Annotated in this window: 17 protein-coding genes and 1 tRNA gene; 14 read left to right on the forward strand and 4 right to left on the reverse strand. The window is 69.4% G+C overall.

Annotated elements, in window-relative coordinates:
* Positions 1–18: 18 nt before the first annotated feature.
* Positions 19–867, reverse strand: a complete 849-nt coding sequence (locus FBZ33_RS04515; RefSeq protein ID WP_141908102.1) for a LysR family transcriptional regulator — start codon at positions 865–867, stop codon at positions 19–21.
* Positions 868–970: 103 nt separating this feature from the next.
* On the opposite strand from FBZ33_RS04515, the gene FBZ33_RS04520 reads away from it, so the two are divergent.
* The gene (locus tag FBZ33_RS04520) at positions 971–1699 is read left to right on the forward strand and encodes an SDR family oxidoreductase (protein WP_141908103.1); all 729 of its coding nucleotides are present in this window, start codon (positions 971–973) and stop codon (positions 1697–1699) included.
* Positions 1700–1789: 90 nt separating this feature from the next.
* Here FBZ33_RS04520 and FBZ33_RS04525 read toward each other — a convergent pair whose 3' ends face one another.
* Positions 1790–3388: a sigma-70 family RNA polymerase sigma factor gene (locus tag FBZ33_RS04525; RefSeq protein WP_255508712.1), complete on the reverse strand. Its 1599-nt coding sequence runs from the start codon at positions 3386–3388 to the stop codon at positions 1790–1792.
* Positions 3389–3533: 145 nt separating this feature from the next.
* Between FBZ33_RS04525 and FBZ33_RS04530 the strand changes: the two genes are divergently transcribed.
* Together FBZ33_RS04530 and FBZ33_RS04535 are read left to right on the forward strand one after the other, a co-directional pair.
* Positions 3534–3905: a hypothetical protein gene (locus tag FBZ33_RS04530; RefSeq protein ID WP_255508713.1), complete on the forward strand. Its 372-nt coding sequence runs from the start codon at positions 3534–3536 to the stop codon at positions 3903–3905.
* A complete protein-coding gene (locus tag FBZ33_RS04535) occupies positions 3905–6568 on the forward strand; it encodes a DUF4132 domain-containing protein (RefSeq protein ID WP_141908105.1) in 2664 nt (887 codons plus the stop codon). The genes FBZ33_RS04530 and FBZ33_RS04535 overlap by 1 nt, the downstream gene beginning before the upstream one ends.
* Positions 6569–6618: 50 nt before the next feature.
* Here FBZ33_RS04535 and FBZ33_RS04540 read toward each other — a convergent pair whose 3' ends face one another.
* Positions 6619–8283, reverse strand: coding sequence for a Na+/H+ antiporter (locus FBZ33_RS04540; RefSeq protein WP_185755465.1), 1665 nt, complete (start codon positions 8281–8283; stop codon positions 6619–6621).
* A gap of 250 nt (positions 8284–8533) precedes the next feature.
* Here FBZ33_RS04540 and FBZ33_RS33620 point away from each other — a divergent pair, with 250 nt between their 5' ends.
* From FBZ33_RS33620 to FBZ33_RS04595, 11 genes are all read left to right on the forward strand, one after another.
* Positions 8534–11614, forward strand: coding sequence for a VWD domain-containing protein (locus tag FBZ33_RS33620; RefSeq protein WP_141908107.1), 3081 nt, complete (start codon positions 8534–8536; stop codon positions 11612–11614).
* A gap of 65 nt (positions 11615–11679) precedes the next feature.
* Positions 11680–11752: transfer RNA gene (locus tag FBZ33_RS04550), tRNA-Lys, on the forward strand.
* A gap of 94 nt (positions 11753–11846) precedes the next feature.
* Positions 11847–12866 (forward strand): AraC family transcriptional regulator, encoded by a 1020-nt coding sequence (locus FBZ33_RS33035; RefSeq protein ID WP_141908108.1) that lies wholly within the window; start codon positions 11847–11849, stop codon positions 12864–12866.
* An 86-nt stretch (positions 12867–12952) separates the two neighbouring features.
* Complete coding sequence (locus tag FBZ33_RS04560; protein WP_141908109.1) at positions 12953–14314, forward strand: serine hydrolase; 1362 nt, start codon at positions 12953–12955, stop codon at positions 14312–14314.
* A gap of 261 nt (positions 14315–14575) precedes the next feature.
* Positions 14576–15292, forward strand: coding sequence for a GAF and ANTAR domain-containing protein (locus FBZ33_RS04565; RefSeq protein WP_255508714.1), 717 nt, complete (start codon positions 14576–14578; stop codon positions 15290–15292).
* Positions 15293–15525: 233 nt separating this feature from the next.
* Positions 15526–16509, forward strand: a complete 984-nt coding sequence (locus FBZ33_RS04570) for an AraC family transcriptional regulator (RefSeq protein ID WP_141908111.1) — start codon at positions 15526–15528, stop codon at positions 16507–16509.
* Positions 16510–16607: 98 nt separating this feature from the next.
* Entirely contained in the window at positions 16608–17177 is a 570-nt protein-coding gene (locus tag FBZ33_RS04575; protein ID WP_255508715.1) for a kinase, read from the forward strand.
* 272 nt (positions 17178–17449) lie between these two features.
* Entirely contained in the window at positions 17450–20434 is a 2985-nt protein-coding gene (locus FBZ33_RS04580; RefSeq protein ID WP_141908112.1) for a glycoside hydrolase family 3 protein, read from the forward strand.
* Between the two features lie 699 nt (positions 20435–21133).
* Positions 21134–23809, forward strand: coding sequence for a ricin-type beta-trefoil lectin domain protein (locus FBZ33_RS04585; protein WP_255508716.1), 2676 nt, complete (start codon positions 21134–21136; stop codon positions 23807–23809).
* Between the two features lie 126 nt (positions 23810–23935).
* Entirely contained in the window at positions 23936–24232 is a 297-nt protein-coding gene (locus FBZ33_RS04590; protein ID WP_088946488.1) for a DUF6582 domain-containing protein, read from the forward strand.
* Between the two features lie 64 nt (positions 24233–24296).
* Positions 24297–25514: an aromatic acid exporter family protein gene (locus tag FBZ33_RS04595; protein WP_141908114.1), complete on the forward strand. Its 1218-nt coding sequence runs from the start codon at positions 24297–24299 to the stop codon at positions 25512–25514.
* A 51-nt stretch (positions 25515–25565) separates the two neighbouring features.
* Here the strand turns inward: FBZ33_RS04595 and FBZ33_RS04600 are convergent, their stop codons facing one another.
* Positions 25566–25991 carry a VOC family protein gene (locus tag FBZ33_RS04600; protein WP_141908115.1) on the reverse strand — a complete coding sequence of 142 codons (426 nt, stop codon included), beginning with the start codon at positions 25989–25991 and terminating at the stop codon, positions 25566–25568.
* Positions 25992–26051: the final 60 nt, after the last annotated feature.

Below are 26051 nucleotides of genomic sequence, written 5' to 3' on the forward strand. Positions count from 1 at the left end.
AGCCGCAGATTCCGGCGGCTAGAGGCGGAGTGCGGCCCTGACAAGATCGGCGACAGCTCGGGAACGGCTGTGCGGGGGCCAGGCGATGACTGTGGTGACTTCCGGCGCGTCCACGATCGGCACGGCGACGAGATCGTCGTTCAGCTGGGATCGGGCGGACTCGGGCACGACCAGCAAGGTCCGGCCAAGGGCGGTGAGCTGGAAAAGTTGGGAGTGGCTCTGGGCCTCAGGACCGGGGCCGTCGGGATAGGTGCCGTCATGCGCCGGCCAGCGCGGTAGAGGCAGGTCCGGCAGCTCGGTCACCTCGCTCAGCTGCACACTCTCGCGAATGGTGAGGGGATGGCCGGCCGGGAGGATGGCGACCTGGCCCTCGGTGAGCAGTTCCTCGGTGTCGAGCCCCGTCAGGTCGTCGAACGGGTGGTGAAGGATCGCGACGTCGGCACGGCCGGTCCGCAACAGTCGTTCCTGTTCGCCGGGGCCACACAGCACCACGTCGACGTCGACCGATCCGGGTTCGGTGGAGTAGGCGTGCAGCAGCTTCGCGAGCAACTCGCTGGACGCTCCGGCCTTGGTCGCCAGGACGACGCTGGCGTGACCGGTGACGGAGAGAGCTGCGCGTCGGGCGCGATGTTCGGCAGCTTCCACAGCGTCCAGTGCTGCTCGTCCCTCGTGCAGCAGGACCGCACCGGCTTCGGTCAGGGTCACCGAGCGGCTGTCACGCTTCAGCAGGGCGGCACCCAGACGGCGTTCGAGCTGACTGATCGCCCGCGACAATGGCGGCTGGGCCATGCCCAGGCGTTGCGCCGCGCGGCCGAAGTGCAGTTCCTCGGCCACGGCGACGAAGTACCGCAGCTCTCGTGTCTCCACGTGTCCAGCCTAGCCCGTAACGGAGGCGGCGATACCTTCCGGGTATCGCCCATGACTCAGGTGGTCTTGGACGACTCGCGGGCCGTGACCCACAGTCGAAGACATGAGTGACAAGAAGATTGCCCTGGTCACCGGGGCCAACAAGGGCATCGGGTACGAGATTGCGGCAGGCCTGGGTGCGCTGGGCTGGAGCGTGGGTGTCGGCGCGCGCGACCAGGCCCGGCGGGACACGGCGGTGGCACGACTGCGGGACGCTGGCGTCGACGCCTTCGGTGTCCCGTTGGATGTCACCGACGACCGCAGTGTCGCCGCCGCAGCCGATCTGATCGCCGAACACGCCGGACGCCTCGATGCGCTGGTCAACAACGCCGCGATCACCGGTGGCGGACAGCAGCAGCCGAGCAGCGTCGATCTGGCCGTCCTCCGCACCGTGGTGGAGACCAACGTCATCGGCGTCATCCGGGTGACGAACGCGATGCTGCCGCTGCTCGGCCGCTCGACCTCACCGCGCATCGTGAACATGTCCAGCGGCGTCGGTTCTCTGACCCGGCAGTCTGGCCCCGACGGTGACACCACAGGTCCGGTCGCTGTGGCCTACGCGCCCTCGAAGTCGTTCCTGAACGCGGTGACCCTTCAGTACGCCCGGGAACTGGCGGACACGAAGATCCTCATCAACTGCGCCTGCCCGGGCTTCGTCGCCACCGACCTCAACGGCTTCCGTGGCGTGCGTACTCCCCAGGAGGGCGCGGCGACCGCCATCCGCCTGGCCACACTGCCCGACGGGGGCCCCACCGGCGGCTTTTTCGAGGACGCCGGTGTGGTGCCCTGGTGACGGCTCGCGGCTCTCATGCCCGGCCCGACGCCGATCGGCGTCGGGCCGGGCGCGCAGTCGACGCTGCGCCACTCTCACCTGCGGAGAGTTTCAGTAATCGATGTTGATGGCAGCGATCTGACGGGTGCCGTTGAAGACGATGGCGGGGCCGGCGAAACGGGAGCTGGCGTAGGTCAGCGCCTGCTTGTGCCCGGGACTGTTGAACCAGGCGTTGATCATCTGCTCGGGGGATGAGTTGCCCGAGGACGCCCACAGAACCTCATGGCCGCAGTGCTCGAAGGCGCCCGTATCCAGGTTCTGCTTCACGCAGGTTTCCGCGGCGCGTTGCTCCGTCGTGCGCAGCTCGACAGCGGGCAGCCCGAGCGCGCGGCGCCGCTCGTTGAGCAGCACCAGCAGACGCTGTTCCGCAGCGGACACGCCGGTGGACGTGCTGGCAGGCTTGGTCGGCGACCTGGTCGGAGTCGGCGGCCTGGTCGGTGACTTGGTTGGCGCCGGTGACTTGGTGGGGGCGGAGGCCGGGCGCGAGGTGGTCGGGGACGCGTCGAGCGCCGTCGGGGAAGGTGAATCGAGTGCGGACCCGGGTGTCTCGGAGGCGGATTCGGTGATCGCGGTCGAGGGCTGGGCGGCTGTCACGCTCGCCGGTTGCTGGCTCGGCCCGGCCTTGTAACCGGCGACGACGATCCCCGCCCCTCCGACCAGGGCGACGGCCGCGAACGCGCCGACCAGGGCCTTGGGCAGGGACAGGACCGCGACGCGGGCCTGCTGCGGCAACCCGACGATCTTCGCGCGTGTGCCCGCCGACGCGACGCCTTGTGACGGGCCCGCCGAGGCGACGGCGTGTGACGCGCCCGCCGACGAGATGCCCTGCTGCGCGCCGGTGATGCCGTGCACCTGATGTGTGACGCGCGAGGCGAGGTCGGGCGGGAACGGCGTGAGCGCCATGCCGGCCAGCAGCCGCTCGGCCGGTACCAGATCGAACGTGGCATCCGGGCAGTGCGCGCAGGTCCGAATGTGCCGCGCCAGCCGCTTGCGCCACACCGGCGCCGGTCGGCCGTCCCAGTCGGACGCCATGTCGTGCAGGCCGCCGCAGCCGGGTCGCGTGGTGAGGGCTCGCACCACCAGCCGGGCGGTGTCCAACTGCGCCTTCATGCGGGCCACGCGGACGGTCACGTGATGTGGATCCAGTTGCAGGGCCTCGGCCAGGTCGGCGCGGGAGAGGTGACCGGCCTCGGCCAGCCACCACAGGGACAGCAGGTGGCGGTGGTCGTCGTCCAGCCAGCGCGTGGCAAGGGCGACCTCGCGGCGCTGATCGGACAGGCGAAGCTGGGTGAGGGTCAGGTCCTCGAAGTCGGAACCCGGGTCGATCAGGTTGTCGATGTCCTCCGGCGGTGCCGGTGTGGTGTGCCGGAACTGTTGGTGGGCACGGACCTCGTTCATGGTGACGGCCACCAGCCACGACCGGAAGACACCCGGATCGCGTACGCCCGCCAGCCCGCGCACGACGCTCAACATCGTGTTCTGCACCACGTCGTCGACATCCGCCGACCGGTTCAGTGCCCGACCCACGATGTTGTACACCAGTGGCAGATAGTGCGAGACCAGCTCGTCCATCGCCGCCTGGTCCCCGCGGCGTGCCGCGTCCACCACCGCCGACAGGTCAGTCCTGTTCGGATACGCGTGATCGGTCACGCTCACAACCTCGCCTTCACGAAAAATCGCCGTACACCGTGGGAGATTGGTTGGCACCCGTCCAGGTCACACAAACTGGCGTCGTCACCGTCGAAACGCCCTGACGGTACGGGGCTCCGGCGGCGGCCAACGACAGGCGTTCCAGGTGGCGGCGCTGATCGCTTCCGCGCCACACAGCATGTCCGGGGTCCACGCTACGGTCTGCGCCATGCCGATGATCACAATCGCCGATGAAGCGACCGGTGGGCCGAGCGTTGCCGAGTGGACAATGGAAATCTTCGACGAGACAGTCCGTCTCGACGAGCTGATCCGCCGGCGAGTGGTCCTGGAAGTCGCCGAGTCCGGCGCGGGCGTCGATCCGGAGGAACGGACGCGGGCGACGCTCGAGGCGTTCGGCCGCAACGGTTTCGTGGTGCTGGTCGACGATCGTCAGGTCACCAGCCTGGACGACACGGTCCACCTGCACGCGGGCTCCCGTGTCACGTTCCTCAAGCTGGTCCCGCTGGTGGGTGGCTGATGGACACGTTCGATCCGGAGCTGGCACTGCGCGACGTGGTGGACACCGTCAGGGGATGGTGTGAGCGGAGCAAGAACACCCTCAACGCACATGGTCGGCGGGACTTCGTCGATCAGGTGGCCGTGGTGTGCGGCTGGGCGCCGGCCAGCACGAGCCCGACGCTGCTCGCCGCGCTCAACGATCCGAACGGCCCGTACGATCTTGCTTCGCCGCAGATCGAGTTGTTGCCGGAGGCGACGCGCCAGGCGGAGCTGCTCAGCTCCGCCATCGCGGCGCTGGACGGCGCCGAGGCGGATCATGAGCGGCGTGTCGCCGCGGCGATGACGGTGATCGGAAGCCTGCCACGCCACCACAACATCACCAGCGAATCCTCATGGGGGGCCGCCTGCCGCGAGGTGTGGGAGCGGGTTGAGCAGATCCTGGCCGCGCAACCGGTGCAGGTCCGGCAGAGGGTGTTCGACGCGTTGGTCGTGCCCGGGCAGGACAGGGATGGGCTGACCACGTTCATCCGTGTTCTGCTCTCGGGCGGTGGGCTGAACGGCGCCGCCTGGCTGGACCGGCTGGGCGGTCAGGCGTGGCTGGGATTCGGCCGGTGGAGCACGTCGCTGGTGAGCTTCACCAGGGAGTCGCTACAGGCCGAGCACCTCGCCGGGCGTTCGCATCCGGCGGCGCTGGCGACGTGGCGTCGGACGCGGATCGAGCGCGCATACTCCCTCATGGGCGAGGACGACCTGGCGATGTGGCCGCTCGTCAACGTCGGTGAGCAGTGGGCTGACCGGGCCGTCGTGGACATCGAGGCGATGCCGGAGGGGCGCCGATCCGGGTGGCAGGCGTTGCTTGCGCACTGCCTGCTCGGCGCGGACAAGGCGCGGCCGACGGCCGCCTGGCAGAAGAGCGCCCGGGTTCTGCTCGACGCGGTCGGCGTCGACGAGTTCACCGAGCGGCTCGACGACTGGCTTCCGCTGGTGGGTCTGCCGCGCAGTCTGCCGCTGCGCATGACCACGTGCTGCCCCGGTCACGTCGACGATTTCCCGCCGCGGTTGGTCGATCGGCACAACGTCGGGGTGCTGTGGGGTCTGCTCTGGGCGCGAGCGATGTGCCCGCCGTCGGAGGAGACCCTGCGCAGTCTCGGCCACATCGCGGAACGGGCCGCCCGCAAGGTTCCCGGGCACGGTCCGTCGAGCCCGAAACTGGCGAACGTCGCGGTGGCGGTGCTCGTCGACACCGATCACCCCGCCGCCCTCGCGCAGCTGGCCCGGCTGGCGTCGCGGCTGACCTACAAGAGCACACTCCGCATCGTCGAGAAGGGCCTGACCAAGCACGCCGAGGCGCTCGGCATCGGCCGTGAGGACGTCGAGGAGATGGCGCTGCCCGGCTTCGGGCTGCCACTCGCGGACAAGCTGGGTGACAGCTCGTACGAGGTCGAGGTGCGCGGCGTCGACGCCACAGTGGTGTGGCGCAACTCCGACGGCAAGGTGGTCAAGACTCCTCCGGCTCAGGTGCGCAAGGACCACGGCGAGGAGTTGAAGGAGCTGAAGGCGACAGTCGCGGACATCGGCGCGACGCTGATCGGGACCCGCGACCGCCTGGAGGGGCTGCTGCGGCGCGACCGTGCGTGGACCGTCGAGCAGTGGCGGGAACGGTTCCTGGACCACCCGCTGGTCCGGACCCTGGCCCGACGGCTGATCTGGACCGTCGACGGCGTCGCCTGCTGCTGGGGCTCCGACGCCCTGCGGACCGTGGACGACACGGTGTTCGAGCCCGCTGGCGACGCCACGGTGCGGCTGTGGCACCCGGTCGACGATCCGACCGCGGTCCTGGCCTGGCGGGATTTCCTGGCCCGGCACACGATCACCCAGCCGTTCAAGCAGGCGCACCGCGAGCAGTACCTGCTGACCGACGCGGAGCGGGCCACCGGCACGTACTCCAACCGCTTCGCCGCACACATCGTGCGCCAGCACCGTCTCATCGCGCTGCTGTCCCGGCGCGGCTGGTCGCACGTTCGACACCGCAACGACGGCGCCAGCTACCAGGACCCCTGGCTTGCCCTTCCGGACTGGGAGATGCGCGCCGTGCTGCACATCGCCGGGATCGAGGATCAGGGCGACGACCTGATGTTCGACACGATGGGGACCGACCAACTGGTGTTCCTCCGGGGGGAACGGACGCCGGTGCCGCTGGAGGAGGTTCCGGCGGTCGTGCTGAGCGAGGTGATGCGCGACGTCGACCTGTTCGTTGCCGCGGCCGGGGTGGGCAACGACCCGAACTGGTACGACGGTGGTCCACAGGGCCGGTACCGCGACTACTGGTCGCAGAACAGCTTCGGCGACCTCAGCCCGCCCGCTCGGACGCGCCGGGAGGTGCTGGCCGAGCTGGTTCCCCGGCTGGCGATCGCCAACCGGTGCACGTTCACCGACCGGTTCCTCGAAGTACGGGGTGATCTGCACACGTACCGCATCCACTGCGGCTCGGGCAACATCCTGATCGCCCCGGAGGACCGGTATCTGTGCATCATCCCCGACTCGGCGAAGGCGAAGCAGCCGGAGATGTACCTGCCCTTCGAGGGCGACAGCCGGCTCGGCGAAATCATCAGCAAGGCGTTGCTGCTGGCCGCCGACAAGAAGATCAAGGATCCGGTGATCCTGCACCAGTTGGCGCGGTGAGGTAGCGACCGTTGCCTCGCCAGTGGGGTCCACCGCACTGGCGAGGCAGGTCAGCTGGAGGTCCGCTTCGGGAGCAGCAGCTCCTCGTGATCGAGTTCCCGTTCCAGGACGCGGAGCTCCTCATCCGGCAGCCGGCCGGAGTCGCGCCAGCGCACGAGTTCCTCGCGCTGCGCGTCGATCGTTGTCCGCCGGACACGAAGCGCCGTCTCGTACTCCGGTGAGGTGGGCATCTCGGATGAGTCGCTCTGCTCCAGCAGGTCCAGCCGCCCGCGGTAGCGCGCCAGTCGGGCCAGCAGCTGCGTACGGATGGTGTTGACGGCCACCGCGCTGTCCGGCTCCGCGGCGGCAACCTCGTCGAGGCGGGCCAGGGCGGCCTCGACCGCCGCCGAACGGGCCTCGTTGCGTACGCGGGCCTGGTCTGTCTCGTTGGCGCGCAGGCCCAGCATCCGCACGAGCGGCGCGAACGTCATGCCCTGCCCGACGAGTGTCACCAGGACTACCACGAAGGTGCAGAACAGCAGGAGGTCACGGTCGGGAAAGGGTGCGCCGCTGTTGGTGGTCAGCGGCAGGGTGAAGATCGCGGCCAGGCTGATCACGCCACGGGTGCCGGACCAGCTCAGTGCCACCACTTCGCGGGAGGTGAGTCGGCGGGCGTTGCGGTCAGCGCGCTCGATCTGCCGGGCAGTCCCGGGTTCGTCCGGGTCGTCCTGCTCGGAGATGCCGCCCAGCCGGGTGTGCAACGACCGGGGGAGGGACTGGGTCATCACCAGCCACGCGGGGCGCAGCAGGAGCACCACGCCGACCGACACCGCGACGGCGATGACGATGGTCGACGTGTCGTACTGACGCAGACCCTTGACGACCTCGGGAAGCTGCTGGCCGATCAGCAGGAAGACGAAGCCTTCGAGGAGGAAGTCGACCAGCCGCCACACAGCGCTGGTCTGCAGCCGGGCGGCGCCAGAGGTGAGCTGGGGCGTCTTGTGGCCGACGATCAGCCCGGCGATCACCACGGCGAGCACCCCGGAGACGTGCAGTTCCTCGCCCAACAGGTAGGCCACGAACGGTGTCGCGAGCGAGATGGCGTTCGACAACAGTGGGTCTGCGGTGAACGGTCGGGCCAGACGTACCAGCCAGGCGACAGCCGCTCCCACGGCGACCCCGCCGACCGCCGCCAGCACGAACTGGCCAACGGCGGACGGGAAGGAGAACTCGCCACCCACGGCGGCGGCCACCGCGACGCTGAGCATCGTCAGCGCGGTGGCGTCGTTGAGCAGCCCCTCGCCCTGAATGATCGTGACCATCTTCGGTGGCAGGTTGACCCGGCGGCCCACCGCCAGGGCTGCCACCGGGTCGGGTGGCGCGATGGCGGCGCCGACCGCGATTCCGGCGGCCAGCGTCGCCCCGGCGACGAACAGGTGGAACCCGATTCCGACCAGCACCCCGGTGAGGAGGACCAGCAGCACGGACAGGCTGACCACGATGCGGAGGTTCCGGCGGATGTCCAACAGCGAGGAGTCCAGTGCGGCGCTGTAGAGCAACGGCGGCAGCACGATCATGAGCACAAGGTCGGGATCAAGGCCGACGTTGGGGCCGGGGAGCAACGCGTACGCGATGCCGATGAGCGGAAGAAGCGCTGCGGCCGGCAGACCGGTGCGGGCCGCCACCCACCGCACGACGACGATGACCGCGACAGCGGCGAGCACGAACAACAACATCGAATGGGTGCTCACCTGGTTGCTTCCCCCTGGAGCGGCGCGACGTTCCTCGGATCCGCTGCGGCTCGCGGCCGAGCCGGCCGTTCGGCGCCGTTTTGGTGCCGGGCAGCGCAGCATGCAGCGGTAACGAGCGTACCCGCTTGATCAACCGGGCTTGGCGGACTGTTGGACACGGCCACCGCGCCCCGGCTGGGACCGGTCCCCGACAGAGCGTGCGGAGACCGGCCGTCGCGCCCCTACAGTCCGCACCATGAGGTGGACTGTGCGACTCGCGGCCACGTTTCCCGTACTGCTGACCGCCCTGGCGGCCGGCGCGGTGAGCGCCGCAGCGGCGCCCGCTGACGGCGGCCTCGGCCTGGCCCTGCGGCCAGGCCAGGCCGACTACCGGGCCGGCGACCAGGTCCGCCTCGACCTCACGGTCACGAACACCACCGACGCGGCGTGCGCGCTGCCGACCAGCGCCGTGGGCACCGTCCAGGTGACCGGGGCACGCCTCGACGGGCGCGACCTCACGCCGACGCTGGCCCGCAGCTTCCACGACGACGGCATCGGTGCTGCCGCCACCGCCGGCCTCACCACCGTGGAAGCCGGTGCGACCACGACGGTGAGCCTGACCGGCGTACGCCTGCACGACGGTGACACGCCCGACGCGGTGGTGCTCCGCTCGGTGGCCGCCACCCCGGACGGCGGTGGCCTGGACACGCTCTGGCCGGTCGGCGCCCCCGGCCGGTACGAGGTGACCGCCGGCTACCTGCCACTGCCGGTGACCGGCGCGACCAGCCTCTGCGCGGGCGGGACCACGCTGCGGACCACCACCTTCACCGTTGGCGAGGGCGGCGGCGCGACCGGACGGCGCTGGTTGTGGCTTGCCGGCGGAGGGCTGCTGCTGGCGCTGTTCGGTGTCGCGCTGGTGGTCCTGCTGCGGGCACGTCGCCGCCGGCCGACCGCCGCCGCGGTGGCCCTGCTGCTGGTGTCCGTCGGCGCGTTGGTCGTCGGCGGCTCCCGACCGGCCCGGGCCGACTACGCGGTGGACCCGACCGGCGGCGTGCCGGTCAGCGGCGTCGACTTCCAAGGCGCGGTCGACAACTGCCTGAAGGGGTTCGCCGGGCCCGGCGGGGACCCGTCCGGCGTGCTGCCGCGGCTGCGGGACAAGAAGTCCCCCCGGGTGCGGATCATTCCGACCCCCGGTGGCTCGGGCGCGTTCGAGACCCCGGACAGCCCCGACGGGAAGGGTTCCTCGACGGTCACGTGGAATCCGACCTCCGTCGACCCGTACGGCGACGGCGTGACCCGGGACCCCTGCGCCGCGCTCTACCACGAGCTGAACCACGCCGACGACATCTCCCAGAGCAAGGTTCCGCAGGGCGACTGCGGCAGCACCGGCATCCGTACCGCCGAGGTGAAGGCGACACTCGCGGAGAACCGCTATCGGACGGCGAAGGGCCTGCCGCCGCGCACCGAGTACGACGGGAAGCCGCTGCCGAAGAACCTCGACGAGTGCAAGAAACCGGCGAAGAAGACGCCCCCGCCGAAGGGTCCGGTGAAGCTCTGCGAGGAGGGCGCGAACTGCGGTGGCAGCAACGGCGACCCGCACCTGGTCACGTTCGACCGGGTCGCCTACGACTTCCAGGCCGTGGGCGAGTTCACGCTGGTCACCGCCACCGGCAACGACCCGTTGGAGGTGCAGGTCCGGCAGGCGCCGATGGCCGGCACCAGGACCGCCTCGGTCAACTCGGCGGTCGCGTTCCGGATCGGCGCCCACCGGGTCGCGCTCACGCTCACCGACGGCGGCACCCGGGTGCACGTCGACGGCGCGCCACTGGCCGCGCCGCCGGAACGCACCGACCTGCCCGGCGGCGGCACCCTCACCCGCCGCCCCTCAGACACCGGACCCACCGTCGGGTACGACGTGACATGGCCGGACGGCTCCGGGGCTGCGGTGGACCAGATCGGCCACTACGGCTACCGGGTGCTGGTCAAACTCGCCGACGGCCGGGCCGGGAAGGCACGCGGCCTGCTCGGCGACTTCGACGGCGACCCGACCGATGACATCGCGCCCTCCTCCGGGACCGCGCTCACCCAGCCGGTGCCGTTCGCGCAGCTCTACCCGACGTACGCGGACAGTTGGCGGATCGCCCCGGACCGCTCGCTGCTGCACTACGACGACGGGCAGGACACCGGCACGTTCACCGACCGCGCCTTCCCCGAACGGGAGGTCACCGTCGGCGACCTCGACCCGGCCCGTCGCGCCGCGGCCGAGCAGATCTGCCGGTGGGCCGGTGTCAGCGCCCCCGCCCAACTCGCCGAGTGCGTCTTCGACGTCGCGGTCAGCGGCCGCCCCGAGTTCGCGGTGGCCGGCGCCACCACCGAGCGGGTCGCCCCGCCCGCCACCACGCCGATCACCGCCGTACCCGTGGCGACCGCCAGCCTGACCCCAGGCGGGGCGCCGCTGACATTCCCCGGCCGGGCCGGCGACGTCATCTTCGTCGACGCCACCGCGCCCGGGATGGGTAACCGCTGCTCGCCGTACACGCTCACCGACCCGACCGGCCGGGAGATCGCGAGCGGCTGCGCCATCAACGGCGTCGGCTACATCGACCGCGTCGACCTCACCGCCACCGGCACGTACGCCGTGCGGGTCACCGCCGCCCCCGGCGACACCGGACGAGCCGCCATCCTGGTGTACGCGGCTCGGGACGTCGACGGCACGCTGCAAGCGAACGGCCCGACGGTCATCGCGACACTGGAACAGCCCGGCGCGCGGGCCCGGTACCGGTTCACCGGGCGGCAGGGTGAGCGCGTCTTCGTCGAGGTGCCCACGAGCACACTGACCGACCAGTGCTCCCCACTGGAACTGCGCGACACCGACGGCCGGCTGCTGCACAGCGGCTGCGTGATCAACGGCGTCGGCGAGATCGACGGCACTCTGCTGCCCGCCGACGGGACGTACACCGTGGTGGTCGACCCCAGCGGACGCAGCACCGGCGCGACCACAGTGCGGCTCGTCAGCAGCCGCGACCGGGCTGCGACGATCACCATCGGCGGGCCGCAGGTCGTCGCCACCGTCGACCAACCCGGGGCTGTCACCACCTACCGGTTCACCGCCAACGCCGGCACGTCGGTGAGGCTGACCGCGACCGCCTCCGACCTACCCGACCAGTGCGGCGTGCTGGAGCTACGCGCCCCCGACGGCAGCCCCATCACCAGCGGCTGCGTGGTCAACGGGGCCGGCGACATCGCGCCGACAGTGCTGCCGGCCTCCGGCACGTACTCCCTGGTGGTGGACCCGTCCGGGGTCGCGACCGGGAAGGTCACGCTGACGCTGCGGTGAGGCGGACCCCTGCTCGTTCGGGGTGGCATCCGGGGCGTGCTACCGTCTCGTCCCGTTGCCGGCGAGCGCCGCTAGCTCAACTGGCAGAGCAGCGGACTCTTAATCCGCGGGTTCGGGGTTCGAGTCCCTGGCGGCGCACAAGCAGGACTCAGGGGCATGGCCAAACTGGCCATGCCCCTGATTCGTCCGGGTTTTGGTGCGCGAGCCTGGGGCATCGTGGACTGAGCAGGCCATGTCAGCCAGCACCAGTCGGAGCCTGCCGGGGGTCATCGTGGGCGACCTGAACGCCGTCAACCAGTCTCATCTACAGCACTACCGGACGACTGACATCGAGGAGGCGCACCAGTTCTTCCGCACCGCGCTCGTGGACCTTCAGGTGCGGTTCAGCAAGCCAGGACCCGAGGGTGCCCTGCTGGACACCAGTGTGGCCAGTCTGGACGATCTGACGGTGCAGCGACTGCACTATTCGGTGGGCACCCTGGTCCGGACCGAGCCCAGCGCCGACCTGAACATCAACGTGATGCTCGACGGGCACTTCGTCATGGAGGACGGCCGTGACCGCTTTCCCGTCAAGGCCGGCGGAGTCGTGCTCCAACCCCCGGACCGCCCGCTGATCGTCACGTTCCGCGGTGTGGACGTCCTGACGGTACGTGTGCCGCGATCGCTGGTCGAGGACGCCGCCCAGGAAGCCGGCCTCGACGCTGCGGGTCTTCGCTTCGGCGACGGCCGGCCAAGGACCGACGTGTTGGCCCGTCACTGGTCACAGACCGTGTCGTACGTCTGGCGATCAATGCGGTCCGTGCCGGAGGTTGCCAGCAACCGCCTGATCGTTGCCCAACTACGCCGCCAGCTGGCCACAGCGGCACTGGCTACCTTTTCCAATGCCACGCAGGACGGCGACCAGAGTTCCGGAGCGCGCCCGGTCGCACCGGCGACGCTACGGCGGGCCATGGCGTACACCGAGGCGCATGCCGACCGCGGCGTCACAGTGACCGACCTGGCTGCCGAGGCCCGTCTGAGCGTCCGTGCCCTACAGAACGCGTTCCGCCGGCACCGTGACATGACCCCGTCGCAGTACGTGCGCCAGGTCCGCCTGGACCGTGCCCACCGGGACCTGCAAGCCGCCGATCCGGGCACCGGAGCGACGGTGGCGGCAATAGCGGCGCGCTGGGGTTTCCCCCATCCAGGACGCTTCAGCACCGACTACCGCCGGGCGTACGGCCACAGCCCAGGCCGGACGCTGCACACCTGAACCGAGCGGTGCACCGTGCTGCGTGAGGGGCAGACCAGGCGGCTCGGGCGTTGATCGGGCAGCACTGCTGGTCAAGAATCGACGCCGTGGAGGACGTGGATCTGTCTCAGGAATGGGCCCCGTTGCTGGGTCAGCTTGACCGGCACGTGTCTTCCGGGCGGCTCTCGCCGGACACGGCGACGTTGTCCGATCTGATGCGCATCTACCAGGTGCCGGGGGTCAGCATCGCCGTCGGGCACGTGAGTGGACGGGTGTGGGCGACCGGGTACGGCGTCACGGGTGGTGAGGCGTCGACGCCGGTGACCGCGGGCACCGCGTTCGCGGCCTGTTCGATCAGTAAGCATGTCGCCGCGTTCGGCGCTTTGCTGCTGGTCCAGGACGGTGTGCTGGATCTGGACGCCGACATCAGCGAGTACCTCACGTCGTGGCAACTGCTCGACCGCGCGGGTCAGCCAACTCGAGTGACGGTACGACAACTGCTGGCGCACACCGCCGGTCTGTCCGACACCTGGTATCGCGGCTACGCCGCGGATCAGGCCCCGTCGCTGTTGCAGGTCCTGGAGGGCGGCGGCTCCACGACCACTGCGCCGGTTCGGTCGACCCTTCTGCCGCGCACCCGTTTCCGGTACTCGGGAAGCCACTACTCGGTGCTCCAGCAGTTGATGGTGGACGTGACCGGGACCCCGTTCGAGGACCTCATGCGATCGCTGGTCCTGGAACCGCTGGCCATGGCCGACAGCAGCTTCGACCAGCAGTTTCCGCACCAGCGACCGCATCCGGTGGCTCGTGGCCATCATGGGGGCGGCGCCGGGGTGCCCGGCGGTTGGCGAGTGCAGCCGGAGACGGCGGCAGCTGGGCTTTGGAGCACCCCGACCGACCTGCTCCGGTTCGACCTTGAGATCGCCAGGGCGGCCTCGGGGGACTCGAAGCTGCTCAGCCGCGACCTGGCCACCGAGATGTGGACACCGCAGATCCCCGGCGGCGTCTACGGGCTCGGCACCGAGCTCGCCGACCGCGCCGGATGCCGACGGTTCGGGCACACCGGGCAGAACGTCGGCTACACCTGCTTCTCCTACGTCTGGCCCGACAGCGGCACCGCGGTCGCGGTGATGACCAACTCCGAGGATGGGTGGGAGCTGCTGGCCAGCGTCCGTGCCGCTGCCGACCGTCACTACGCCACCGATGTCACCGCCGAACCACTTGGTGAAGTGGCGGGCCGTTACGTCCTCCGCGACGACTACCCGATCGACATCGTGGTCAGCGACGGCAGCCTGACCTTCTCCGCTGCCGGCCAGGAGCCGGTCGTCCTGCTGGCGGAGTCGGGCGGTCGCTACCTGCATCCGGGACTCGATCTGGAGGTCCGGTTCGTGCAGACCGACGACCACCATCACGTCCTGGAGCTGCGGCAGGAAGGAGTCACGCAAACCGCCAGAAATCAGAGCGGCTGAGTGACTGCTGGAGACGGTTCCGTTGACCCACCGTGCGCAGAGTAATGCGGTAAGTAGCACGTAAGGGCGTGCAGGCGTCATCGGTTTCCGACTATTACAATCCCAGTTCTGTGGTCGACGCATCAGATTGCGTCGACGAGCCCAGCGTCAAAGAAGCGGCCAGGTCCCGGTTCCCCAACGCCATGGGGAGCCTGCAGCGACCTGCGCATCGGCTTGTCCAGCGGATTCAAGCTGATGTGCCCTCTTCAAGGGACGTCATCCGTGGCCGATCAACAACCCCTGGACCCCACGCACGCCTTCGCCGAGCTCGGCCGGATCAAACTGGACGAGACCGACCTCGAAGGTGTCCTGCAACAGGTCGCGAACCTCGCCAAACGGACCATCGCCCGGGTCGACGAGGCGTCGGTGACCCTGATCCGGGGCAGGAACGCGCACACCGCGGCGTTCACCGGCGACCTCGCCGCAAACCTTGACGAACGGCAGTACGAACAGGGCGGCGGCCCCTGCCTGGAGGCGGCCGCCACCACCGCCGTCGTGTCGGTGCCCGACCTGACCCGCGAGGAACGCTGGCCGCACTACACGCCAGCAGCCCTCGACGCCGGCGTACGCAGCTCGTTGTCGGTCGGCCTGCCCGTCCAGGAGGCGGTCACCGGCGCGTTGAACATGTACTCCACCAAACCCGGCGCGTTCGACGACGAGGCGGTCGTGCTCGCCCAGACCTTCGCCGGCTACGCCGCGGTCGCGCTTGCCAACGCCCACCTGTACGACGCGACGGCCACCCTGGCGCAGCACATGCAGGCAGCCATGGAATCTCGGGCGGTGATCGAACAGGCCAAGGGCATCGTGATAGCCGAGCAACGCTGCAGCCCGGACGAGGCGTTCAGCATCCTGAGCAAGATGTCCCAGGACGGCAACCGAAAGCTCCGCGACGTCGCCGCGACTCTGGTCGAGAACAAGTACCGCCGCCCGCAGCCATAACGGGCGGTCGAAGCGCGGGTGCCCACGGCCGACTGCTTGACCGTGGGCACCCCCGGACCGCGCGGCAGGGCCTGAGCGAGACCGGCATCCTGCACACAACCGCACGAGACGCGGGGCTGCTATCGCACCGGACCGTGCTGTGCGTCTGCCGCGAATGTCGTGCGTATCGTGGACAAACGAGGCCACCGAGCACCGGGCTGAAGGTGGCTTCGCCCGTAAGGCGTGGTTTCGGCATGACTGGCAGCAGCACCCTCTATTCCGGCCCGCATTGGCAGCGCTTCGCCACCACGGACTCCGACGAGGCGGTCGATTACATCCGGCGCATGTACGTCGATGTCACAGTCGAGACGGCCAACGACTGCGGCAAGGACTTCGGTCTGCGCACGATCGCCACTCAGCTCGGCGATGTCAGCATGTCCCGGCTGCGGTACTCGACGCACAACCGGGTGGAGACCGCGCCGGATGGCGACCTCAACATCTCCCATGCGACAAGTGGCCGCTACTCCTTGATGAAGGACAAGGAGGAACACCGACTCCGGCCGGGTGATGTGTTCCTGATCCTGCCGGATGACGCCCTGGGCATCGACTTCGACGATGTCGACGTGTTCGCCACGCGGCTGCCCCGCACGTTGCTTGAAGGTGTCGCCGACACGCTGGACGGCTTCACTGGGGCGGACCTGCGGTTTGACAGCACCCGGCCGATCTCGGCGGAGCTGGGCCGCCACTGGTCGGCAACCGTCTCCTACATCACCCACAGCGTCCTGTCCGACCCGACACTGGTGGCGAATCCGCTGATCACCGCGCAGGCACGCCAGCTCCTGGCGCGTACGGCGCTCGCGGTCTTCCCCAACACCAGCCTCGGCGTACGTCGGCACCTGGGCGGTGGCGTTGCTCCTCAGGCGATACGCCGGGCGATCGCCTACGCCGACGACAACGCCGACAGGTCGGTCACCGTGGCGGAGATCGCCGCCGCGGCCGGCGTGCATCCCCGCGCACTCCAGCTCGCGTTTCGCCGTCACCTCGACACCACACCGACGAACTACGTCCGCAAGGTCCGCCTCGCCCGCGCACACCGCGACCTTCAGAACGCCGATCCGAGCACCGGCGTCACCGTCACGATGATCGCGAACCGGTGGGGCTTCACCCACCTCGGACGATTCAGCGCCGACTATCGGAGCGCCTACGGCATCAGTCCGAGCCGTACCCTGCGAAGCTGACCCGACCGGTCGAACCCCTGATCCTCCGGCCGGTCGTGCCGGCTCGCCAGCGGCGCGAGACGTCGCAACGTTCCAAGGACTGACTGCAAGGGGGCACCGTGGCCACCGACCCCGTCCCGATCGGCAGCCCGGGCACGATCCTGGTCTGCGTTCGAGGCAACTCCGGCTCGGGCAAGACCAGCATCGCCAGAGAACTGCGGCGTCGGCACGGCCGGGGCTGTGCGCTGGTCGAGCAGGACTACCTGCGTCGCATCGTGTTGCGTGAGCGGGACCGGCCCGGCGGTGCGGCTCCGGCGCTGATCGGGCAGACCGTGCGGTTCGCTCTCGATCACGGCTACCACGTGGTGTTGGAGGGCATCCTGCATGCCAGCCTCTACCGGAGCATGCTCACGGATCTGCGCGACGGTCACCGGGGGCCGTCGCTGTTCTGCTACCTCGACGTGTCCCTGCCCGAGACCCTGCACCGGCACCTCACGCGCCCGCAGGTCAGCGAGTTCACCGCCGAGCAGATGAGCGGCTGGTACGCCGCGCACGACGTGCTGGGCTGGCCCGGGGAGCTTGTCCTCCCGGAGACCACCGGGCTGGAGGAAGCCGTCGAGGCCATTGCCGCTGCCTCTGGACTCACCCAGTCCGGGCGTGACGACGACGTGGTCCCCATCGTCCCGTAGGCCCGGCACAAAGGGCCTGGCTCAGCGGCGGACGGCACGTTGCCGGCGCCCGGAGGCGCCCGGCCGAGGTCCGCCGATCGGCCGGCCTTGCCCCGCCAATAGGCGCGCATCTATGGTTGCGGGGATCATTCAATCCTGGCCGTGATGATGCGGCCACATCGTCGAAGCGCTTCGACGACCCGTCGTTCAGGCCCGTCAGCCGGGTGTCGAGCCTGGTCACGTCGGTCTCGGCGCCCCGCTGGGCGTCTGCCGAACGACACGAGGAGATCCACATGCGCAACCGGCGCCTTCGGCGCGGTTTCACCGTGCTCGCGCTCACCCTTCTGGCCCTACCGGCGGTTCCCGGCGCCGCGCTCGCCGAACCCACCTACCCGTTCCGGGATCCGCATCTGCCCGTGAGCGCCCGGGTCGACGACCTGCTCGGGCGGCTCACGCAGGACGAGAAGATCTCGATGCTGCACCAGTACCAGCCAGCCATCCCCCGGCTGGGAATCGGCCTGTTCAAGACCGGCACCGAGGCCCTGCACGGCGTCGCCTGGTCGACCGACATCGACAACAACGGCGCGGTCGTCAAGGCTCGCGGCACCGTCTTCCCGCAACCGGTGGGCATGGCGAGCACCTGGAACACCGACCTGATCCGGCAGGTCGGCTCCGCCGTCGGCGACGAGGCGCGCGGCTACCACGCGCAGAACCCCCGGGTCTGGGGTCTCAACCTCTGGGCACCGGTGGTCAACCTGCTGCGCGACCCCCGGTGGGGCCGCAACGAGGAGGGCTACTCCGAGGACCCGATGCTCACCGCTGCCATCTCCACCGCGTACGGCTCGGGGATGACCGGCGGGGACCCGGACCACCTGAAGAGCGCGCCGACCCTCAAGCACTACCTGGCCTACAACAATGAGGTCCGGCGTGACGTGACCTCGTCGAACGTGCCACCACGGGTGCTCAACGAGTACGACCGCGCCGCCTTCAAACCGGCCATCGCCGCCGACGCGGCCACCGGGGTGATGGCGTCGTACAACCTGGTCAACGGTCGTCCGGCCACAGTGGATCCGGACCTGGCCACCGTGGTCCGCGGATGGACCGACCAGCCGCTGCTCAACGTCACGGACGCCTGGGCGCCGAACAACCTCATCGGCTCCCAGGGCTACTACGCCACCCTCCCCGAGGGGAACGCCGCGATCGTCAAGGCCGGCCTGAACAGCTTCATCACCGACGACACGAACGCGCAGCCGACCGTCACCGCCATCAAGCAGGCGCTGGCCACCGGTCTGCTCACCGAGGGGGACATCGACGCCCGGATCCGGGAGACCCTGAACGTGCGGTTCCGGCTGGGTGAGTTCGACCCGGGCGGGGGCCGGTTCGGGGGCATCACCCCGGACGTCATCAACAGCCCCGAACACCGACGACTCGCCCGCCAGGCCGCCGGTGAGGCCATGGTGCTGCTGAAGAACACGCGCCAGGCGCTTCCACTGGACCCCGCCCGGACCCGCAAGGTCGCAGTGCTCGGGCCGCTGGCCGACACCCTCTACTCCGACTGGTACGGCGGCGATCTGCCCTATCAGGTGACTGCGCTCGACGGCATCCGCGAGCGGCTGGGTGATTCCGCCAGTGTCAGCGGGCTCGACGGGGCGGACCGGATCGCCCTGAAGGACCCGTCGACCGGCCGGTACGTCACGGCCACCGGCACCACCGACGCCGACCCGGTCGCCGCCACCGGTGCCAGCGCCGAACTCGCCGCCCAGTTCGACGTGGTGGACTGGGGCCAGGACGTGGTGACCCTGCGCAACGCCGCCAACGGCCGCTACCTCGGCTACAACTGGGGGCCGTTCGTCACCCGCGACGAGCAGCCGAACGGCTGGTACGTCCAGCAGCAGTTCAAGCTGGAGCCGCAGGCCGACGGCACGGTGGCGCTGCGCTACGTCGGCTACGAGACGAAGGAGAGCTGGTTTGGCCCCGACCGGTACGTGACGGTCGGCGACGACGGCGCTCTCAAGCTCGCCGCGCCGACCGCGGCGGCGGCGACCCACTTCAGTCGTGAGGTGGTCAGCAGCGGGATCGACCGTGCCGTCGCGGCGGCGAAGGCGGCCGACACCGCCGTGCTGGTGGTCGGCAGCAACCCGTTCATCAACGGCCGCGAGGCACACGACCGGACCTCGACCGCGTTGAGCGCCGGCCAGGAGGCGCTGGTCAAGGCCGTGACCAAGGCCAATCCGCGTACGGTGCTGGTGCTTCAGACCAGCTACCCGGTCACCTTGAATTGGGAGCAGGAGCACGTTCCGGCCATCGTCTGGACCACCCACGCGGGCGCCGAGACCGGGCACGCCGTCGCCGACGTCCTCTTCGGCGACCGCAACCCGTCCGGCCGGCTCACCCAGACCTGGTACCGCTCGGACTCGCAACTGCCACCGGACCTGCTGGAGTACGACATCATCTCGTCCGGCCAGACCTACCTGTACAACCGCGCGAAGCCGCTCTACCCGTTCGGCCACGGGCTGTCGTACACCCGTTTCCGGTACGGCCAGCTGCGTGCCGGTGCCCACTCGGTTGCGGCCGACGGCACGATCGCGGTCAGCGTCGACGTGACCAACGCCGGCGCCCGGGCCGGCTCCGAGGTGGTCCAGCTCTACACCCATCAGCGCACCTCGCGGGACAAGGCCCCGATCCGCCAGCTCAAGGCGTTCCAGCGGGTGCAACTCGCGCCCGGGCAGACCCGGACCGTGACGCTCCGACTGCCCGCCGCCGACCTGGCGCACTGGGACGTCACCCGCAGCCGGTGGGTGGTCGAGTCGTCCACCTACGACCTGATGGTCGGGGCGTCCGCGCAGGACATCCGGGCCCGGGTCGCGGTGCGGGTGCGCGGTGAGATGATCCCGGCCCGGGACCTGTCCCGGCCCACCCGGGCGGAGAACTTCGACCGGTATGCCGGGGTCCGGCTCGTCGACGAGACGAAGGTCCGGGGTACGGCCGTCGGGTCCACCGCCGCCGGTCAGTGGATCTCCTTTGACGGTTCCGCGTTGCGTCCCGGCGCGCGGACCTTCACCGCGAGTGCCGCCAGGGCCGGTGCGGGAGCGGGCGCCGTCGAGGTCCGGTTGGGATCGCCCACCGGCCGACTGCTCGGCACGGCCACCGTGCCCAGCACCGGCGACGACTACCGGTACGTCAGCACCAGCACCGAGTTGGCCGGGGCCGCCGGCAAGCAGGACGTGTACCTGGTGTTCGACTCCGCGCTGCGCGTGGCGGACTTCTCCATCAGGTGACCGGCGTCCGGGGTCGGGTCGATCGTCGACCCGACCCCGGGCCGTTGCCCCGAGCCCGGCACCGCCGTCCCTGGCGCTCAGCGGGCTCGCCACCGCGAGGACGCCGACGTTGAACCCCGGTAGGCGACGACCAGGGCCCTGTTGAACGGGGCCAGGGTGGGTGGAGCGCCGGTCCGGCCCGGGGGTGAGCCAGCTCAGAGTCCCATGACCGCCAGCCTGGGCGGGGGCGGGGCTCAGTATCTGCGGTGCCTATGGAGCTGATGCCGCAGACGAATCAGGCGAGAGGACCCGTGGCGGTGATGTCGTAGGCGATTCAGCTCCAAAGGATCGCCACCCCACCTGCGCCCCCTGGGCCGGCGGCCCCGGGGGCCCTGACCTACTCGCGACGGTTCAGCGGAAACCCGGGTGCGCGGCCCTCCGTCACTCGAACAGGCCGGCCGGCGGCGAGTGGTGGCCTTCCGGTACGTGCGAGTGGTCGCGGGTCTCGACGACCAGCCCTGCGTCGCTGTGGATTCGTCGGACGACGCAAGTAGGGGTGTGCCGTTGGCGTGGTTGATCTGCTCGAGCCGAGGGCATTTCGGCATAGACGCCCTCCAATTGCCTATTGCATTGGTCAGACGTGTGACCTACGCTCCCAGTAAGAATTTCGGGGCGGTTAACAAAGGAACAGACGTGAAGTCAGCCATATCCACCGCTCGAATGTCAGTGTTGGCGGTGGCGGCGCTTGTCGCCGCCACGCTGCCGGCCGTGCTGACAAACCAGCTACCGGCCTCCGCCGCAGTCCAGGCGACCTACTATGTCGCCCCGGACGGTAACGACGCCAACCCCGGCACCCTGCAATCGCCGTTCCGAACTCTGCAACGTGCCCGGGACATCGTTCGCACGATAAACACGAACATGACCGGCGACGTCGACGTCCTGCTCCGTGGTGGCACCTATCCGGTGAGCAGCACTGTCGAATTCGGGCCGAGCGACTCCGGCGCCAACGGATTCCGGATCAACTACGGGGCCTACCCCAACGAGAAGCCGGTCCTCGACGGTGGCGTCCAGGTGACCGGGTGGACCCAGCACAGCGGCAACATCTGGAAGGCGCCGCTCGACCGCGCCAACAAGCTGCGGGCGCTCTACGTCAACGACAAGCGGGCGTACATGGCGTCGAAGACGATCAGCTCGGCGGGCTGTTACGGGACGTACAACATCACGGCCAACCAGGCCGCGTGGGCCTGGGAGTCGGGGTCGCAGTGCGACGGCGCCAAATACAGCCTGAACGACTTTCCGGCCATCGCCCGCAACCAGGACGATATCGAGATCGAGACGGGCACGACCTGGACCACGGCCATCGTGGGCGTCCGCCAGGTGACCACGAGCTCCGACGGCGCGAACCGGGTCGCCCTCTTCCAGCAACCGGGCGCTGCCATCGCCCAGGGCGCGTTCAACGGCAACGCACAGGTGGGCGGCACCCACAAACTCATGAACGCCTACGAGTTCCTGGACGCGCCCGGTGAGTTCTACTTCGACAAGGGCGCCCGGACGGTCTATTACTACAAGGCCAGTGCCGACAACATGTCGACCGCGACGGTCTACGCGCCGAACAACGTCACCAACCTGCTGCGGGTCGCCGGCACCTCGACCAGCAGCCACGCGCGCAACATCACGTTCTCCGGGCTGACGGTGCAGCACTCCGACTGGAACCTGTTCAACGTCGCCGGCGCGTCCTTCAAGCAGGCGCAGCAGGGCAACCTCGGTGCCCAGGTGTACGCGAAGGGCAACTTCCACGTCTACCACTACCGGAACGTGGATGTGACGCCCGGCATCATCCAGATCCAGAACGCGGACGGGATCCTCCTGCAACGCAACCGGATCCAGCACACCGGTGCCGACGGGATCAACATGATCAACGACGTGCAGGGCACGCAGTTGATCGGCAACCACACGAACGACATCGCCGGGTCCGCCATCACCGTGGGCCATCCGCAGCACGTCTACATCGGAGACGGCACGTCGACCAACCGGGAGAAATACTCCGCGCAGGTCGAGGGGCTGCCGAAGAACATCGACATCAAGAACAACTATCTGTACGACAGTGCCGTGCTGTTCAACGGGCACAGCCCCATCTCGGCGTACTTCGCCGACACCCTGACCATCCAGCGCAACCGGATCGAGAAGACCCCGTGGTCCGGCATCACGCTCGGCTGGGGCTGGTGGAACTTCGATGGATCGTCGGGCTCGATCGTGCCGAACCGACCGACCACGACGGCGAGAAACAACACCATCAGCTACAACCACATCATCGACACGGTGCAGCGGCTGAGTGACACGGCGCCGATCTACACGTTGGGCAGTCAGCCAGGAACCACGATTACCAACAACTATCTCCAGGGTGTTCCGTCGGGTCACAAGTACGGGCTGCACCCGGACGAGGGGTCGGCGTTCATCACGTTCCGCGACAACGTGCTGAGTATCGACAAGAACGTCACCTGGATGATCAACTCAGACGACTTCGGGCGTAAGCACGATCTGAGCATCACGCAGATCTACGGCCCGATCAACAAGGTCTCGAACAAGAGTCTGCCGAACAGCACGATCGGCGACATCCTCGTCTCCTCCGACTATGTCTGGCCGGCGGCGGCCTACGGCATCGCCGCGAATTCCGGCCTTGAGGACGCGTACCGGGACATCATCCCGGCGAGCACCTTCTCCGCACCGAACTACGTGCTGCCAGCCAGCACGTTCGTCGCCAGCGCCACGGCGTCGATCCCGATCCGGAGCATCGGCGATGCCACCAGGTCGGTCTGGTTGGCCCCGTCCGGCACGACCACCTTCACCGCTGGCGCGACGATGACCAGGGCAGCCGGCACCGCCACGTCCATCGCCGTGCCGGCCACCCAGGGCGAGTACCGGCTCTACGTCGTCGACGCACAGGGCAACCGGTCGGCCGAGTCGACATCCATCGTCCGGCAGCAGCAGGGCGGGGGCAGCGGTACGGGCAACGGACAGCTCGTGGGTGGCCAGTCCGGCCGCTGTGTCGAGGTGCCCAACGCCTCGACCAACAACGGCACCCAGACGCAACTCTGGGACTGCTCCGCCGGCACCAACCAACGCTGGACCCACACCTCCAGCAAGCAGCTGACCGTGTACGGCAACAAGTGCCTGGACGCCTCCGGGGCCGGCACGGCCAACGGCACGGCGGTCATCATCTGGGACTGCCACGGCGGGCTCAACCAGCAGTGGAACGTCAACACCAACGGCACCTTGACGAACGCCCAGTCCGGGCTCTGCCTCGACGCCTTCGGCGCCGCCACCGCCAACGGCACGAAGCTCATCCTCTGGTCCTGCAACGGGGGCACGAACCAGCAGTGGACGCTGCGTAGCTGACCGACCGGACCGCGGGGCCAGGCCGACACGGGCCTGGCCCCCGGCTACTTGAACCTTCCTTGAAGCGGGGAGCTTCTCGCCGGTGAGCGGAGGTGCTGCCGGACAACGAGTGGGTAATGGTGGGCGATGACCTCAACCTGGAAACCCCACGAGAAGCACGGTGGCCTGTCGAGCAAGGACAAGCGCGAGCTGCCGGAGACCGTCTTCGCGTTCCCCAAGGAGCGCAAGGAACCCATGACCGACGCCGGTCACGTCCGTAACGCCATCGCACGGTTCGACCAGGTGCAGGGCGTCACCGACGCGGACCGGGACCTGGCCTTCCAGAACATCCTCGCCGCCGCCAAGCACTACGGCGTCGACGTCGCGGAGACCGACTGGCGCCAACTTGGTCGACTGCCGCACACGCCGAATCCCGCTCACTGAGGCAACCCCACGCGATATGGCGCTACCGCCGGATAGGTTCGCCTTCGGCGGGTAAGCGGCGCGAATGCCCGCGAATCAGGAGCCGGCAGCCCACTCCGACCCGGCATCGGGTGAGGCGTCCCGGACCGACCGGACGGTGGCCGGCCTGCGCGCGCGGCTACGACACGCGGTAAGTGCCCGCGTCTGGCGGTTCCGCCTCTTCGGGCTGCTCGCCGTGCAGGCCGGCGTCGCGGCGACGCTCGCCTGGTTCGTGGGAGCCCAGTTCCTGGACAACCCCTCCCCGGTCCTCGCGCCCACCACTGCGGTCGGCATCGTGGCCGCCTCGATGGGCACACGCCTGCGGCGCACCATCGAGCTGCTGGTCGGGGTGGTCCTGGGCCTGGCCGTCGGCGACGCACTCATGTCGATGTTCGGCGTCGGGCCCTGGCAGACCGGTCTGGTCGTCGTGCTGGCGATCATCGTCGCCGTGCTGCTCAAGGGCGGCGGATCCCTGCTCACCCAGGCCGGCGGCACCGCGGTGCTCATCGCCACCCTGGAGCCGCCCGTGCGTGAGCTGTCCGTCCCCCGCTTCGTCGACTCCGCAGTCGGTGGGCTCATCGGTCTGGCGGTCGGCCTGCTGTTGGTGCCCATCCACCCGCAGCGGACGGTGCAGCGGCTCTCCGAACCGGTCCTCGACCCAACCATCGCCGCCCTGCACAACCTGGCCGCGGCGCTGCGTCGTCGGGACCTTGGCGGCGCCGAGCAGAGTCTGACCGGTCTGCGGATTCTTGGATCACGGATGACCGCGCTGGACGAGGGGCTCGGGGCTGCCCAGGAAGTGGTGCGACTGGCGCCACTACGGTGGCACCAACGCAAGATTCTGGCCCAATACACCCGGTCCATCCACCATCTCGAACGCAGCCTGTACGGCTGTCGGGCCGTCGCGAGGAGACTCACCAAGGCTCTCCGGGACGATGAGCCGATACCGGATGAGTTCGCGGCTGCCATCGACCTGCTGGCCACGAGCGTGCAGACACTGAGACGCACCACCACCCCCGAGCGGGCGGACCCCCAGGAGGGGCGCCGGCAGATCATCACCGCTGTCGAGCTGGTCGAAAAGGCACAGGGAGAGGCTGCGGCGGATCCCACCCGCCCGCACACCCACCGGTTGGGCTACTCCGGAATGATCGCCGCGGGTGAGTTCCGCACCGCCAGCCAGGACCTGCTCATCGCCAGCGGGTTGGACACCGAGGAGGCGGGAGCGCTGGTGCGGCGGACGTCGGGTCGGGACGAGTGGGACTGAGCGGGTGGCCCTGCGGCGGGCACCGCCGCCGCGTCGGGAAAGCCGACCGCGTCAGGTCGCCTTCAGCGACGCGAGGACGTCGAGGTAGTGCGGGTTCCTCATGACGCCCAGCACGTTGCCGAACGGGTCGACCACCGCTGCCGTGATGAACCCCTCGTCGCCGTGCGGAGTGATCGGTTGGTACTCCGTGGCCCCCAGCGCCAGGAGTCGCTCGACGGTGGCGTCGAGGTCGTCGACACACCAGTGCATGACCGCGCCGCCGGGCCCCGTCGCGGCCCCGGGCGGCGCGTACCTGCGGTCGATGATGCCCAACTCGGCCTGGTAGTCACCGATGCGGAACTCGGTGTAGGCCGGGCGCCCGTCGGGCCCCGGGCGCATGAAGTACGCCTCGACCCCGAGGAGGTTCGCGTACCAGGCGGTTGCCGCCTCCACGTCGTCGGCCCAGATGTTGAGTGTGGCGAATCCTCGCAGGCTCATCAGGTGTCCCTCCGTCGATGTCGTCAACAAGGACGCTATCGGCGATTGCGGAAGGTTTGC

It is taken from the genome of Micromonospora sp. A202, assembly GCF_006715105.1.
Classification (GTDB): Bacteria; Actinomycetota; Actinomycetes; order Mycobacteriales; family Micromonosporaceae; genus Micromonospora; species Micromonospora zamorensis.